The 14524-nt window shown below is 65.8% G+C and carries 9 protein-coding genes and 1 pseudogene; 6 read left to right on the top strand and 4 right to left on the bottom strand.

Annotation, left to right across the window (positions count from 1 at the left end):
* Nucleotides 1–168: 168 nt before the first annotated feature.
* The 6 genes and pseudogenes from smc to LRP30_RS10390 all read left to right on the top strand — a co-directional run bounded on the left by smc (nucleotide 169) and on the right by LRP30_RS10390 (nucleotide 8461).
* The gene (gene smc / locus LRP30_RS10415; protein ID WP_249760254.1) at nucleotides 169–3633 is read left to right on the top strand and encodes a chromosome segregation protein SMC; all 3465 of its coding nucleotides are present in this window, start codon (nucleotides 169–171) and stop codon (nucleotides 3631–3633) included.
* Nucleotides 3634–3822: 189 nt separating this feature from the next.
* Nucleotides 3823–4803 (top strand): small ribosomal subunit Rsm22 family protein, encoded by a 981-nt coding sequence (locus tag LRP30_RS10410; protein WP_249760253.1) that lies wholly within the window; start codon nucleotides 3823–3825, stop codon nucleotides 4801–4803.
* Between the two features lie 138 nt (nucleotides 4804–4941).
* Complete coding sequence (locus tag LRP30_RS10405; RefSeq protein WP_128943715.1) at nucleotides 4942–5502, top strand: LemA family protein; 561 nt, start codon at nucleotides 4942–4944, stop codon at nucleotides 5500–5502.
* A 33-nt stretch (nucleotides 5503–5535) separates the two neighbouring features.
* Nucleotides 5536–6785 (top strand): annotated as a pseudogene (locus tag LRP30_RS10400) (M48 family metallopeptidase).
* Between the two features lie 195 nt (nucleotides 6786–6980).
* Complete coding sequence (locus LRP30_RS10395) at nucleotides 6981–7733, top strand: hypothetical protein (RefSeq protein WP_128935584.1); 753 nt, start codon at nucleotides 6981–6983, stop codon at nucleotides 7731–7733.
* A 59-nt stretch (nucleotides 7734–7792) separates the two neighbouring features.
* Nucleotides 7793–8461, top strand: a complete 669-nt coding sequence (locus LRP30_RS10390) for a hypothetical protein (protein ID WP_249760251.1) — start codon at nucleotides 7793–7795, stop codon at nucleotides 8459–8461.
* Between the two features lie 27 nt (nucleotides 8462–8488).
* Here LRP30_RS10390 and LRP30_RS10385 read toward each other — a convergent pair whose 3' ends face one another.
* The 4 genes from LRP30_RS10385 to fbcH all read right to left on the bottom strand — a co-directional run bounded on the left by LRP30_RS10385 (nucleotide 8489) and on the right by fbcH (nucleotide 14491).
* The gene (locus LRP30_RS10385) at nucleotides 8489–9028 is read right to left on the bottom strand and encodes an adenine phosphoribosyltransferase (RefSeq protein WP_249760250.1); all 540 of its coding nucleotides are present in this window, start codon (nucleotides 9026–9028) and stop codon (nucleotides 8489–8491) included.
* A gap of 9 nt (nucleotides 9029–9037) precedes the next feature.
* Nucleotides 9038–11203, bottom strand: a complete 2166-nt coding sequence (locus LRP30_RS10380) for an anthranilate synthase component I (RefSeq protein WP_128935587.1) — start codon at nucleotides 11201–11203, stop codon at nucleotides 9038–9040.
* Between the two features lie 304 nt (nucleotides 11204–11507).
* Nucleotides 11508–12182 carry a dienelactone hydrolase family protein gene (locus LRP30_RS10375; RefSeq protein ID WP_249760249.1) on the bottom strand — a complete coding sequence of 225 codons (675 nt, stop codon included), beginning with the start codon at nucleotides 12180–12182 and terminating at the stop codon, nucleotides 11508–11510.
* A 236-nt stretch (nucleotides 12183–12418) separates the two neighbouring features.
* Nucleotides 12419–14491: a cytochrome b/c1 gene (gene fbcH, locus LRP30_RS10370; RefSeq protein ID WP_128935589.1), complete on the bottom strand. Its 2073-nt coding sequence runs from the start codon at nucleotides 14489–14491 to the stop codon at nucleotides 12419–12421.
* Nucleotides 14492–14524 lie beyond the last annotated feature (33 nt).

Raw genomic sequence — 14524 nt, 5'->3', positions numbered from 1 at the left:
CGGCATAAATCCCTTGGGAAAAGCGGCTCTCGCCGGTTGCCCTCGCGGCGCACCACGGCCATTGTCCGCCGCACGAGCCGCCTCGCGCGACTCGCCCAGACAGCGACAACGCCTTCCATGGTATTGTCCCGGCAGGGGATTCGCGCCTGCCAACAGAGATGCGTGCTTATGAAAATCACCCGCCTGCGCCTTCACGGTTTCAAGTCCTTCGTTGAGCCCACGGACTTCGTTATCGAGCCCGGCCTGACCGGCGTGGTCGGACCCAATGGCTGCGGCAAGTCGAATCTCGTCGAGGCCCTGCGCTGGGCGATGGGTGAGACCTCGTACAAGTCGCTGCGCGCCGCCGACATGGACGCGGTGATCTTTGCCGGCTCCGGCAACCGTCCCGCGCGCAACCATGCCGAAGTGACGATGACGATCGACAATGCCGATCGCACCGCGCCCGCGGCGATGAACGACAGCCAGCTTCTCGAAATCTCCCGCCGCATCGAGCGCGAGGCCGGCTCGGTCTATCGCATCAACGGCCGCGACGTGCGCGCCCGCGACGTGCAGATCCTGTTCGCCGACGCCGCCACCGGCGCGCGCTCGCCGGCGCTCGTCCACCAGGGCAAGATCGGCGAAATCATCCAGGCCAAGCCCGAGCAGCGCCGCCGTGTGCTGGAAGACGCCGCCGGCGTCGCCGGCCTGCACGCCCGCCGTCACGAGGCCGAGCTGCGGCTGAAGGCGGCCGAAACCAACCTCACCCGCGTCGAGGACGTGATTGGCCAGCTCTCCGGCCAGATGGAAGGCCTGAAGAAGCAGGCCCGCCAGGCCGTGCGCTACCGCGAGGTCGCGGCCAAGGTGCGCAAGGCCGAAGCCACGCTGTTCCATCTGCGCTGGATCGGCGCCCATGCCGACGTCAACGAGTCCGGGCAGACCCATGATGTCGCGGTCCGCGAAATGGCCGAGCGCACCCAGCACCAGGCCGAAGCCGCCCGCATCCAGGCCATTCGCGCCGCCGAGATGCCGGCGCTGCGCGATGCCGAAGCGCGCGCCGCGGCCGGGCTCCAGCGCCTCACCAATGCCCGCGAGCAGCTCGACCGCGAGGAGGAGCGCGCCAAGGAGCGCGTCGCCGAGCTCGAGCGCCGTCTCGCGCAGTTCGAAGGCGACATCTCGCGCGCCCAGCAGCAGACCATGGACGCCGACGTCGCGCTGCAGCGGCTCGACACTGAGGACGCCGAGCTGAAGGAAGAGATCAAGTCGCGCGTCGAGAAGCGCTCCGGCGTCGACGAGCGCGTCGCGGAAGCCGAGGCGGTGCTGACCGAGACCGAGCAGCGCTTCGCCGAGCTCACAACCGCGCTCGCCGACCTCACCGCCAAGCGCAACCAGCTTGAAGCCAATGTCCGCACCCATCGCGACAAGCTCGCCCGGCTCGACCAGGAGATCGCGAGTGTCGCGGCGGAAGAGCAGAAGCTTGCGCAGGAGACCGGCGGCTTCGGCGATCTCGACGAGCTGACCGCCCTGGTCGAGACCGCGGAGCAGACGCTGGCCGCTTCGGAAGCCGCGGCGCAGGCGAGCGAAGCCGCCCATGTCGCCGCGCGGCAGACGCTGGAATCCTCGCGCTCGCCGCTGGTCGAAGCCGACAAGCGCGTGCAGCGGCTCGAGACCGAGGCGCGCACGATCTCGAAGATCGTCAACGGCGAGACCAAGAATCTGTGGCCGCCGATCATCGACGGCATCACCGTCGACAAGGGTTTTGAGAAGGCGATCGGCGCCGCGCTTGGCGACGATCTCGACGCGCCGGTCGATCCGTCGGCGCCGATGCGCTGGACCAATGCCGGCGTCACCGACGGCGATCCGGAGCTGCCCGAGGGCGTCGTTCCGCTCGCCAACCATGTTCAGGCGCCGGCCGAGCTGGCGCGCCGTCTGGCGCAGATCGGCGTGGTGCCGCGCGAGCGCGGCGCCGAGCTGGTCTCGCAGCTCAAGACTGGCCAGCGGCTGGTCTCGCCGGAGGGCGACGTCTGGCGCTGGGACGGCTTTGTCGCCGCGGCCCACGCCCCGACCGGTGCCGCGCGGCGGCTTGCCGAACGCGCCCGCCTCGTCGACATCGAGAACGAGCTGGAGCAGGCCCGCATCGACGCGCAGATCAAGCGCCAGGCGCTGGAGAACGCCGAGTCCGAACTGCAGATGGCGGCCAGCACCGAAGGTGCCAGCCGCGAAGCCTGGCGGGCCGCGCAGCGCGAGCTCAACGTTGCCCGCGAGCGCCACGCTGGTGCCGAGCGCGAGATCAGCCGCCACGCCGCACGCAAGGCGACGCTGTCGGAAGCGCACAGCCGCCTCGCCGCCGACCGTGCCGAGGCCGAGGCGGCCTACGAATACGCCGAAGCAGGCATCAGCGAACTACCGTCGAGCGAGGACACCGAGACCCGTCTCGCCGCCGTCCGCAGCGACATCGAGGCCCATCGCCGCATCGCCGCTCAGGTCCGCGCCGAGGCGCAGGCGCTGGCCCGCGAGGCGGAGCTCGCCGACCGCCGCGTGCAGGCGATCCTGGCCGAGCGCACCGAGTGGCAGAACCGCAAGGAGAGCGCGGCCTCTCACATCGACACCATCCAGGCCCGCATCGCCGAACTGACGATCGAGCGCAGCGAGCTCGAAAACGCGCCGGCCGTGTTCGCCGAGAAGCGCAGCGCGCTGATCACCGAGATCGAATACGCCGAGAACGATCGCCGCATGGCCGCCGATGCGCTCGCCACCGCGGAAACCGCAATGGCCGAGACCGACCGCGTCGCGAAGCTGACGTTAGAGGCGCTCTCCAGCGCCCGCGAGGCCACCGCCCGCGCCGAGGAGCGCATGGAAAGCGCGCGGCGCCGGCTCGAGGACATCGAGCGCGAGATCCGCGACATGCTCGAAGTCGAGCCGCAGGCCGTCGCCGGCCTCGCCGAGATCGAGCCCGGCGCCGAGCTGCCGCCGCTGCACGACATCGAGGAAGACCTCGAAAAGATGCGCCGCGACCGCGAGCGCCTGGGCGCAGTCAACCTGCGCGCTGAGGAAGAGCTGCGCGAGGTCGAGACCCAGCACACCGGCCTCGTCACCGAGCGCGACGATTTGGTGGAGGCCATCAAGCGGCTGCGCCAAGGCATCCAGAGCCTCAACAAGGAAGCGCGCGAGCGGCTCCTGACCTCGTTCGAGATCGTCAACAACCACTTCAAGCGCCTGTTCGTCGAGCTGTTCGGCGGCGGCGAGGCCGCGCTGCACCTGATCGAGAGCGACGACCCGCTGGAAGCCGGTCTCGAAATCATCGCCAAGCCGCCGGGCAAGAAGCCGCAGACGCTGTCCCTGCTCTCCGGCGGCGAGCAGGCGCTGACCGCGATGGCGCTGATCTTTGCGGTGTTCCTCACCAACCCCTCGCCGATCTGCGTGCTGGACGAAGTCGACGCGCCGCTCGACGACCACAACGTCGAACGGTACTGCAACCTGCTGCACGAGATGACCGGCTCGACCGACACCCGTTTCATCATCATCACGCACAATCCGATCACGATGGCGCGGATGAACCGGCTATTCGGCGTCACCATGGCCGAGCGCGGCGTCTCGCAGCTGGTGTCGGTGAGCCTCGCAGAGGCCGTGGACATTCTCGACCAGAACGTGGCGTGATATCTCTGCCGTCATTCCGGGGCTCGCAAAGCGAGAACCCGGAATCTCGCGCCACAACCATTGACGTCATCATCCGCCTTGTGCGCAAATTGCGCACTGGAGCGGATGATCCAGTACGCCGCGGCTTCTCGGTTGACGGCTACCCTCTCGGAATACTGGATGCCCCGCCTGCGCGGGGCATGACCGCGGATGATGATCTCACCCAACCTCCCCGCCGAACTCAAAGCCGCCCTCGAGGCCAAGCTCCAGGGCTTTTCGCGCACCGACGCCGCACAACGATCGCAGAAAATATCGACCACCTATCGCGCCGGCGGCGGCTCCGGCACGATCAAGTCGGAGGCCGATGCCCTCGCCTACGCGCTGGCGCGCATGCCGGCGACGTATGCGGCGGTGGCCGCGAGCCTGAATGCACTGACTGAGATCGCGCCGGACTTCGCTCCGGAAACATTGCTGGACGTCGGCGCAGGTCCGGGCACCGCCAGCTGGGCCGCTGCCGAGGCGTTTCCGTCGCTGCAAGATTTCACCCTACTCGACGCCAACAGCACGCTCAGCCGGCTGGCGCTCGAACTGGCGCGCGACAGCTCGCGATTGTCGGACTGCCGTTATCTGCCCGGTGACGCGGGCGGTAACCTCGCCGAGGTCTCGCAAGCCGATCTCGTTGTTGCCAGCTACATCATCGGCGAGCTCAGCGAGGCAGATCAGCGCAAGCTCGCGGAGGCGATGTGGGCGAAAGCGCGCCACGCGCTGGTGGTGATCGAGCCCGGTACGCCCGCCGGCTACGCGCGCATCCTCGCCCTGCGCCAGCAGCTGATCGCGGCAGGCGCCTATGTCGCCGCACCCTGCCCACACGAAAAACCGTGCCCGCTCATCGCGCCCGACTGGTGCCATTTCTCCCAGCGCCTGCCGCGCTCGCGGGCGCACCGGCAGATCAAGGGCGCCGAGGTGCCATTCGAGGACGAGCGCTTCATCTACGTCGCCCTGACCCGCACCCCGCCCGCCGCGCGCGCCGCTCGCGTGCTGGCGCCGCCGGATGTCAACAAGGCCGAGATCAATGCAAAGCTCTGCACCGAGGCTGGGGTCGCGCTGACCAAAGTCCCACGACGCGACAAGGCGGCCTATGCGGACGCCCGGCGCTGGCGCTGGGGCGATGCGATCATGTCCGAAAGTTAACCTCGTCCGGCACTTTGGCCTTGAACTTGGGTGGTTCCTGATCCGACCAAGCCTTACCTCCCCTCTGCGCCGGGCTCTCGCTTCGCGCCAATTTGGTCTACCCTAGCGCCCGCCTTCTTCCCCCTTCAGGAGTTCTCCATGTCGACCGGCTGGATCGTTCTCGGCGTCATCGTCGTCCTCGTGTTCCTGGCCTTCAGCGCCTACAACCGCCTGGTGGCGCTGAGCCAGCGCGTCGGCCAGGCCTTTGCCGACATCGACGTCCAGCTCAAGCAGCGCCACGACCTGATTCCGAACCTGGTCGAGACGGTGAAGGGCTACGCCTCGCACGAGCGCGGCACGCTCGACGACGTCATCAAGGCGCGCAACTCGGCGATGTCGGCGCAGGGACCGGCGCAGGTATCCGCGGCCGAGAACCAGCTCTCCGGCGCGCTCGGCCGGCTGATCGCGCTGTCGGAGGCCTATCCCGACCTCAAGGCCAACGCCAATTTCCAGCAGCTGGCATCCGAGCTCTCCGACCTTGAGAACAAGATCGCGGCGAGCCGCCGCTTCTTCAACAATGCGGTCCAGGAATACAACACCGGCATCCAGCAGATGCCCGCTGCGCTGTTCGCCGGCATGTTCGGCTTCACCAGGAAGGAGTTCTTCGATCTCGGTACCAGCCGTACCGAGGTCGAGGCGGCGCCGCAGGTGAAGTTCTGATTTGATCCGATAGGCCGGCAGGGCACCCGCGTCATGGCCGCGTATGGTCTCTACACGCACATCGCCTCGAACAAGTTTCGTTCGATGCTGCTGCTCACCGGCCTGTTCATGCTGGTCTACGTGCTGGTCTATGCCGGCGCGCTGGTTGCCGAAGTCGTCATCAACGGCAATGGCACGGTGGCCTACTATCTGAGCCGCGCCTTCGCCGACCTGCTCAAAGCCGCGCCCTTCGCGACCATTGCGGCGATCGCCTGGATCGCGATCGCCTATTTCTTCCACCAGTCGATGATCGACGCCGTGACCGGCGGCCACGACGTCACCCGGCAGGAGGAGCCGCGGCTCTACAACCTGCTCGAAAACCTCTGCATCTCGCGCGGCATCACCATGCCGAAGCTGAAGATCATGGAGAGCCCGGCGCTGAACGCGTTCGCGACCGGCCTCAATCCGCGGCAATATTCCATCACCGTCACCACCGGTCTCCTCGATGCGCTGAACGACAAGGAGATCGAGGCGGTGCTGGGCCACGAGCTGACCCACATCAAGAACGGCGACGTGCAGCTCATGGTGGTCGCCGTCATCATCGCCGGCGTGGTCGGCTTCTTCGGCGAATTGTTCTTCCGCCTGTTCACGAGCCTCGACTGGAGCCCCAGCTCCGGCGGCTCGTGGTCCTCAGGCTCCTCCTCGTCGTCGCGGTCGTCCTCGTCGTCGAGCGACAGCAAGAGCTCCGGCGGCGGCGCAATCATCGTCATCATCATCGCGGTCGTGCTGATCGTGCTGGCTTGGCTGCTGTCGCAGGTGGTCAAGCTCGCGCTGTCGCGGTCGCGCGAATATCTCGCCGACGCCGGCTCGGTCGAGCTGACGAAAGACCCCGACGCCATGATCTCGGCGCTGCGCAAGATCGAGGGCCGCGGCGAGCTGCCGGGCGCGACCTCGGCGGTGATGGAGCTCTGCGTCGACAACCCGCGCGAGGGCTTTGCCGATCTGTTCGCGACCCACCCCTCGGTGCAGTCCCGGGTCGACGCGCTGGTCAAGTTTGCCGGCGGCCGCGACCCCGGCCCCCTGCCGACGCTCACGGACGAGACGGAGGAGCTGGGGGCGCAAGCCGACCGGCAGCAGGACGCCCCGCCGCCGTTGCGCCATGGCCCGTGGGATGACGCCGACGCATCGGCCAGCCCACCGCCCGTGCCCGCCCCAGTCCCTCCGGAACCGCCCCCAGCGACCCGGCGGCCAATCCAATGGGTAATTCTATGGGTAACTCTATGGGTCCTTGGGGCCGCCATTGAGCACCTGATTCCCGCCACACGCGGCGAGTTTCACCGCGATTGGGAAAAACCTCGGGAATTGCCGTAACTGGGGCCTACGGAATTGAATTCTCCCTTGTTTCTGCCATGTTCGCGCCCAACAGCAGACTTGGGACATCGATTTGGGGCCCGGCCGATTGCGACCTCGCGATCGGGGGCGCGCGTTAGGGGACAGCAATGGCAAAGCCGGCAGTGGTTGTGGTGGGCGCGGACAAGGGCGGGGTCGGCAAGACCACGGTGTCGCGTACCTTGCTCGATTATTTTTCCGCCAACAACGTGCCGACGCGTGCGTTCGACACGGAGTCGCCGCGCGGAACCCTGAAGCGCTTCCACCCCGACATCACCGAGATCGTCGACATGACGACCACGGCCGACCAGATGAAGATCTTCGACACGCTCAACGCGGTGAGCCCGTCGGTGACCGTCATTGACGTCCGCGCCGGCCTGCTCTCGCCGGCGCTGGCTTCGCTCCGCGACATCGGCTTCCTCGACGCCGCCAAGGCCGGCCAGATCACCTTCGCGGTGTTCCACATCCTCGGCCCCTCGATCGCCTCGCTGGAGGAGATCGCCGAGACCGCGGGCTTCATGAACGGCGCAAAATATTTCCTGGTGAAGAACTTCATCAACGACACCCAGTTCTTCCAGTGGGACCAGTCGACCTACAATTCCTACTTCCACCGCATCAAGGACGCGACCGAGCTGACCATCCCCAAGCTCAATGAAATGGCCTATGAGCAGGTCGAGGTCTCCTCCGTCCCGTTCCTGAAATTCGTCGCCAACAAGGGCATGAACGACGACGCCGCGAACTATTCGTTCGTGCTGCGCGGCTATGTCCGGCATTGGCTCGCGAATGTCTGGAGCGAGTTCGACCGGATCCGGCTGACCGACATCGTCGGTTCGAAACCCGTCACCCGCAACAGCGAAAAATAGTTGCGCAAGCAGGGCTGATACGGCTGGATTGGGCGACAAGTTCGCTCAGATAATGCGTAATGCCCGCGACACCCGTCTACATCATCTGCTCGCCCCGCCCGCAGGTCGGCAAGACCCTGCTGGCGCGGCTATTGAGCGAATTCCTGCTGCTCAAGAATGGTGACGTCGCGGCCTTCGACGTCAACCTGAAGGAGCCGTCGCTGCTGGATTACTTGCCGAAGATCACCGAGACCGCCGACGTGATCGACACCTACGGCAAGATGCAGCTGATGGACCGTGTCATCGTCGATGATGGCCTTGCCAAGGTGATCGACCTCGGCTTCCACGCCTTCGACGAGTTCTTCAAGATGACCGACGAGATCGGTCTCTTGAAGGAGGCGGCCCGCCGTCACGTCGCGCCTCAGATCCTGTTCGTCGCCGACACCGACCGCGTTTCGGCCCGCGCGCACGAGATGCTGCGCGCGCAGATCCCGCGCATGAACCTGATCACGGTCGACAACGAATATGTCGTGCGCGGCGAGCTGCCGCTCGCAATGGCCGGCGGCCGGCTGTTCCGCCTGCCCGCGCTCCCCGGCTTCCTCAAGACCTATATCGACCGGCTGACCTTCTCTTTCACCGGCTATCTGCGCCAGGAGAAGGACTCCTCGACCGAGCTGCACCAATGGACCCGGCGGAACTATATCGCCTTCCGGGAGCTCGAGCTGAACCTGATTCTGCAGCGATCGTAGCCTGGAATTACCCGGGCTCTATATTGGTCAATGCCCCTCGAACGTCATCAGCGTGCGCACGGGCACTTCCATGGCGCGCAGCTTGGCGGCGCCGCCGAGTTCGGGCAGATCGATAATGAAGCAGGCCGCAACGACATTGGCGCCGATCTGGCGCAACAGCTTCACCGCGCCCTCCGCGGTGCCGCCGGTGGCAATGAGATCGTCGACCAGGATCACGCGCTCGCCGGGCAGGATGGCGTCGACATGCATCTCCATCTCGTCGATGCCGTATTCGAGGGAGTAAGCGATGCGCACGGTGGTGTGCGGCAGCTTGCCTTTCTTGCGGATCGGCACGAAGCCGGCCGAGAGCTGATGCGCCACTGCGCCGCCGAGGATGAAGCCGCGCGCCTCCATGCCGGCGACCTTGTCGATCTTGTTGCCGGCCCAGGGATTGACGAGCTCGTCGACCGCGCGGCGGAAGGCGCGCGCATCCGCAAGCAAGGTCGTGATGTCGCGGAACATGATCCCTGGCTTGGGATAGTCGGGAATGGTGCGGACGCTCGCCTTCAGATCGTGGTCAAAGGTCATTGGTGCCTCTCAATCAACGCGCGCATCCAGCCGGAACGCGTTTTCAACAATACGCAGCCCCACCTCGCCGCCAAGCGACATCAGCGATTCCGGGTGGAATTGCACGCCGGCGACGGGCAGGGTCTTGTGCTCGAGCGCCATGGCGACGCCGTCCTCGGTACTGGCGGTGACGTTCAGAACTTCGGGCATGCTGTCGCGCTCCACGAACAGCGAGTGATAGCGGCCGATGACGATCTCGTTCGGCAGATTGCGCATCAGGCGGCCGCCGCGCACCTGCACCCGCGAGGGCCGGCCGTGGGCGGGATGGGTGAGCTGGCCGAGTTCGCCGCCAAAATATTCGCCGATCGCCTGCACGCCGAGGCAGACGCCGAACACCGGCAGCCTCTTCTCCAGGGCCGCATCGATGGTCCTCTTGATCGCGAAATCCTCCGGCCTGCCGGGGCCGGGCGACAGCACCAGCAAATCCCACTTCTTCTGCTTGAGCATGTCGAGCGCATGCACATAGCGGACCACGGTAACGCTGGCACCGACCTGGCGGAAATAGTCGGCGAGCATATGGACAAAACTGTCGTCGTGATCGATCAGCAGCACCTGCTTGCCGCTTCCGGTGGCATCGGGCGCAAAGGTCGACAGCGGCTTTGGCGGATCGCCGCGCAGCGCCTGGAACAGGGCGGCGGCCTTGACCTGGCATTCGCGGTCTTCCGCGGCGGGATCTGAATCGAACAGGCAGGTCGCGCCGACACGCACTTCAGCCAAGCCATCCTTCATGCGGATGGTGCGGATGGTAAGACCAGTGTTGATGCTGCCGTCGAAATTCACCGCGCCGATCGCGCCGGCATACCAGCGCCGCGGCGAGCGCTCGTGATCCTCGACGAACTGCATCGCCCAGAGCTTTGGCGCGCCTGTTACCGTCACCGCCCAGGCGTGGGTGAGGAAGGCGTCGAGCGCGTCGAAGCCGGGGCGCAGCATGCCCTCGACGTGGTCGACGGTGTGGAACAGCTTCGAATAGGTCTCGATCTGCCGCCGCGCCAGCACCTTGATGGTGCCGGGCACGCAGACGCGCGCCTTGTCGTTGCGGTCGACGTCGGTGCACATGTTGAGCTCGAACTCGTCCTTCTCCGAGTTCAGGAGCTGGCGGATCTGCTCGGCATCGCCGATCGCATCGGTGCCGCGTGCGATCGTGCCTGATATCGGGCAGGTCTCGACGCGGCGGCCGTCCGAGCGCACGAACATCTCCGGCGAGGCCGAGACGAGAAACTCGCCCTCGCCGAGATTCATCAGCGCGCCGTAGGGCGAGGGGTTGATGACGCAGAGGCGCTGGAACACTTCGGCCGGCGAGCGGTCGCAGGGCTCGGCGAAGAGCTGGCCCGGGACCGCCTCGAACAGATCGCCACGCGCGAAGGCTGCGCGCGCCGTCTCGACGGTGGCCTGATATTCGCCGGGCGCGTGATCGGCAAAGCCCTGGCGCGGCGTCTTCAGATATGGGCTGTCGGCCGTCTCGCGCGGCAGGCCTTCGGTCGACTTGCCCTTCCAGGCGAAATCGTAAGTGAGCACCACGCCGCGGCCGGTAGCGCGGTCATAGGCCAGCAGGCGATCGGGCACGTAGAGCACGATGTCGCGCTGGTCGCTCTCTCGCGCCCGCTTCTGCACGAGATCTTCGATCTGGAAGACGAGGTCGTAGGCAAAAGCGCCGAACAGGCCGAGCAGCCCGTCGTCATTGGCGGAGAAGGCGGCGACGAGATCGCGCACCAGCGACATCACGCTGGCACGCCGGGTGCGCTGGTCCTCCTCGACCGGCGCATCGCCGCGGATGATGTGACCTGTAAGCCGCGTGGCTGTCTTCTCGGAGATCACCACGCAGGGCTCGCGCAGGACCTCAGTGAGAAAGGTGATCAGCACCTGCCCGCGTTGGTTCAGCGCTTCCAGCTTGAAATTGACGCCTGATGTCTCGAGCTTGAGCGGCGGGTCGGAGAAGCCGAGATCGAAGCTCTCGTAGCGGCCGGGCACAGTCGTGCCCGAGGACAGCACCACGCCGCGGCGGCGGTCGAGCAGGCTAACGAGATCGTCGAGCCGGCTCGCGCCGCCGGTGAACTGCTCGGCCACGCGCGTGATCGCGAGACCTGCACGGGTCACATAGTCGCTTCTGGCCGGGAGGGCAAAGACTGTCCTGTTCATGTCGTCCTCTTACGAAACTTGCCGAGGGAACGCCACACAGGACAAACGATCAGGCCGCCGCACTGCGTTGGCGACCTCAGACGATTTGGGAAAGGAAAATCGCACGGCCACCTCGTTAGGAGGTGCGCCACCAGAGACGGGCTGGGTGGACGGCGGTGCTCATGGGGCGGATACTCACCATGGCGCGGGGGCGGCGTCAAGGGCGGCGCCAAGGGCTGTTGCCCGGATGGAGCGCAGCGTAATCCGGGGTCATGCCACGAGACAATCCCCGGATTACGCTTCGCTCCATCCGGGCTACGGGCTATCAGCCGAGATGCTTTCGGAAAAACTCCGTCGCCCTGCCCCAGGCGAGCTCGGCGGCCTCGCGGTCGTGCACGGCCTGGCGCTGCTCGTTGACGAAGGCGTGCTCGGCGTCATAGCGGAACAGCTCCAGCGACTTGCCGGCGGCCTTCATGGCCTTTTCGAAGCCATTGACCAACTCCGGCGTGCACCAATCGTCCTTGTTGGCGAAGTGAGCCTGGAGCGGGATCTTGACGTCGGCGGGCTTGGCCGCCTGCTCCGGCGGGATGCCGTAGAACACGACGCCGGCCGCGAGCTCCGGGATCTTGGTCGCGCCGATGATGGTGACGGCGCCGCCGAGGCAGAAGCCTGTTAGTCCGACCTTGGCGCCGTTGCGCGACAGATATTGCGTGGCGCCGCGCACGGTCTGCGTGGTGACGTCCATGAAGTCGAGCGAGTTCATCTCCTTGTTGGCGCTGTCCGCGTCGTGATAGGGCACCACCTTGCCCTTGTAGAGATCGGGCGCCAGCGCGTCGAAGCCGGCGAGCGCAAAGCGATCGCACAGGCCTTTGATCTGGTCCGACAGGCCCCACCATTCCTGGATCACAACCACGCCCGGCGCGTTGCCGCGCCCGGCATTGGCGAGATAGCCCGAGGCGTCCTTGCCATCCGGGCGCTTGAAGGTGATGGTGGTTCCCATGGTGTCCTCCGATGAGTTTTGGGGGAGCGGTTGTGGGTATTCTGGCGGGTGCAAGAGGATGACGCAATCCACACTCACGTCATTCCGGGGCGCCCGCAGGGGCGAACCCGGAATCCGTCGGGCTACGGCGTTGGTGGAGGAATGGATTCCGGGCTCGATGCTGCGCATCGCCCCGGAATGACAGCCCAACAAAAAAGCCCCCTCGCGGGGGCTTCTTCATTCTCGTCTCGCGCCACTCAGTGCGAGCCGGCCCAGACCTTCTTCTTGGTGAAGTACATCAGGCCCGCGAAGATGATCAGGAACACGAACACCTGGAAACCGAGGCGCTTGCGCGCTTCCATGTGCGGCTCTGCGGTCCACATCAGGAACGTGGTGACGTCCTTGGCGTATTGCGCGACCGTGGTCGGCGAGCCGTCATCGTAGGTCACCTGGCCGTCGCTGAGCGGCTTCGGCATCTTGATGGCGTGACCCGGGAAGTACTTGTTGTAATAGGAGCCTTCCGGGATGGTGACGCCCTCGGGCACCTTCTCTTCAAAGCCCTGAAGCACGGCCGCGACGTAATCCGGACCCTGTTCCTGGTACTGGGTGAAGAAGTCGAAGATGAACCAGGGGAAGCCGCGCTTATACGAGCGCGCCTTGGTGATCAGGGACAGGTCCGGCGGTGCCGCACCGCCGTTCGCCGCACGCGCGGCCTGCTCGTTCGGGAATGGCGAGGGGAAATAATCCGCCGGCCGGCCCGGACGCTCGAACATGTCGCCGGCATCGTTCGGGCCGTCCTTGACCTTGTACTCGGAGGCAAACGCCGTCGCCTGCGCCACCGAATAGCCGGGGCCGCCGGCTTCCGCGAGGTTGCGGAAGGCGATGTAGGACAGGCCGTGGCAGCTGGCGCAGACTTCCTTGTAGACCTTCAGGCCACGCTGGAGCGCGCCGCGGTCGAACTTACCGAAAGGGCCCGAGAACGACCATTTGTTGGCCGGCGGCTGGTCGCTGCCTTCGGACGCTTTCGCGCTGTCGATCGAACCCGCGAACAACGAACCGGCGAGCGCCAGCACGATCGCGGTCGACACCATCGGCGTCGATCTGCTCCCGGTTTTGGCCAGCACAGCATCCGAGATCGAGTTCGGAACCGGTCGCGGCTTCTCGATGCGCGCGAGCAGCGGCAGCACGATCAGGAAGTAGGCGAAGTAGCACACCGTCAGCACCCGGCCGGCAATCACGTAGATGCCTTCCGGCGGCTGCGCGCCGAGATAGCCGAGCAGGATGCAGACCACGACGAAGATCCAGAAGAACTGCTTGGCCAGCGGACGATACTTCGACGACCTCGTCCTGGCGCTGTCGAGCCAGGGCAGGAAGGCAAGGATGATGATCGCCCCGAACATCGCGATGACGCCCGCGAGCTTGTTCGGGATCGAGCGCAGGATCGCGTAGAACGGCAGGTAATACCATTCCGGCACGATGTGCGGCGGCGTCACGCCCGGATTCGCCGGGATGTAGTTGTCGGCGTCGCCGAGATAGTTCGGCATGTAGAAGATGAACCAGGCGTAGAGCAGCATGAAGCAGGCGACGCCGAACATGTCCTTGATGGTCGCGTGCGGCGTGAACGGCACCGTGTCCTTTTCCGTCTTCGGCTCGACGCCATCAGGATTGTTCTGACCGGCGACGTGCAGCGCCCAGACGTGGAGGACGACAACGCCCGCGATCAGGAACGGCAGCAGATAGTGCAGCGAGAAGAAGCGGTTCAGCGTCGGGTTACCGACCGAATAGCCGCCCCACAACAGTGTCACGATGCTCTCGCCGACATAGGGAATGGCGGAGAACAGATTGGTGATGACCGTGGCGCCCCAGAAGCTCATCTGGCCCCAGGGCAGCACGTAGCCCATGAAGCCCGTCGCCATCATCAACAGGTAGATGATGACGCCGAGGATCCACAGCACCTCGCGCGGCTCCTTGTACGACCCGTAATAGAGGCCGCGGAACATGTGGACGTAGACGGCGACGAAGAACATCGAGGCGCCAACCGCGTGCATGTTGCGCAGCAGCCAGCCGTAGTTCACGTCACGAACGATCAGCTCGACCGACTTGAAGGCGAGATCGGCTTGCGGCGTGTAGTGCATCGCCAGGATCACGCCGGTCAGGATCTGCATCGCCAGCATGAAGGAGAGGATGGCGCCGAAGGTCCACCAATAGTTCAGGTTGCGCGGGGTGGGATAGGCGACGAAGGAGGAGTGGATGAGACCAAAGATCGGCAGACGCCGCTCGATCCATTGCAGGGCCGGATTGCTCGGCTGGTAGTCGGATGGTCCGCTCATGATGCGATCCTGAGGAAATAATACGACGAGACG

The sequence above is a fragment of the Bradyrhizobium sp. C-145 genome, assembly GCF_023375135.1.
GTDB classification, from domain to species: domain Bacteria; phylum Pseudomonadota; class Alphaproteobacteria; order Rhizobiales; family Xanthobacteraceae; genus Bradyrhizobium; species Bradyrhizobium zhanjiangense.
The sequence above is the reverse complement of the archived record's forward strand: the minus strand, read 5'-3'. Positions and strand labels throughout refer to the sequence as shown.

Coding starts and splice junctions, on each gene's coding strand:
- smc (WP_249760254.1), top strand. CDS start 169: ATGAAAATCACCCGCCTGCGCCTTCACGGTTTCAAGTCCTTCGTTGAG.
- LRP30_RS10410 (WP_249760253.1), top strand. CDS start 3,823: ATGATGATCTCACCCAACCTCCCCGCCGAACTCAAAGCCGCCCTCGAG.
- LRP30_RS10405 (WP_128943715.1), top strand. CDS start 4,942: ATGTCGACCGGCTGGATCGTTCTCGGCGTCATCGTCGTCCTCGTGTTC.
- LRP30_RS10395 (WP_128935584.1), top strand. CDS start 6,981: ATGGCAAAGCCGGCAGTGGTTGTGGTGGGCGCGGACAAGGGCGGGGTC.
- LRP30_RS10390 (WP_249760251.1), top strand. CDS start 7,793: ATGCCCGCGACACCCGTCTACATCATCTGCTCGCCCCGCCCGCAGGTC.
- LRP30_RS10385 (WP_249760250.1), bottom strand. CDS start 9,028: ATGACCTTTGACCACGATCTGAAGGCGAGCGTCCGCACCATTCCCGAC.
- LRP30_RS10380 (WP_128935587.1), bottom strand. CDS start 11,203: ATGAACAGGACAGTCTTTGCCCTCCCGGCCAGAAGCGACTATGTGACC.
- LRP30_RS10375 (WP_249760249.1), bottom strand. CDS start 12,182: ATGGGAACCACCATCACCTTCAAGCGCCCGGATGGCAAGGACGCCTCG.
- fbcH (WP_128935589.1), bottom strand. CDS start 14,491: ATGAGCGGACCATCCGACTACCAGCCGAGCAATCCGGCCCTGCAATGG.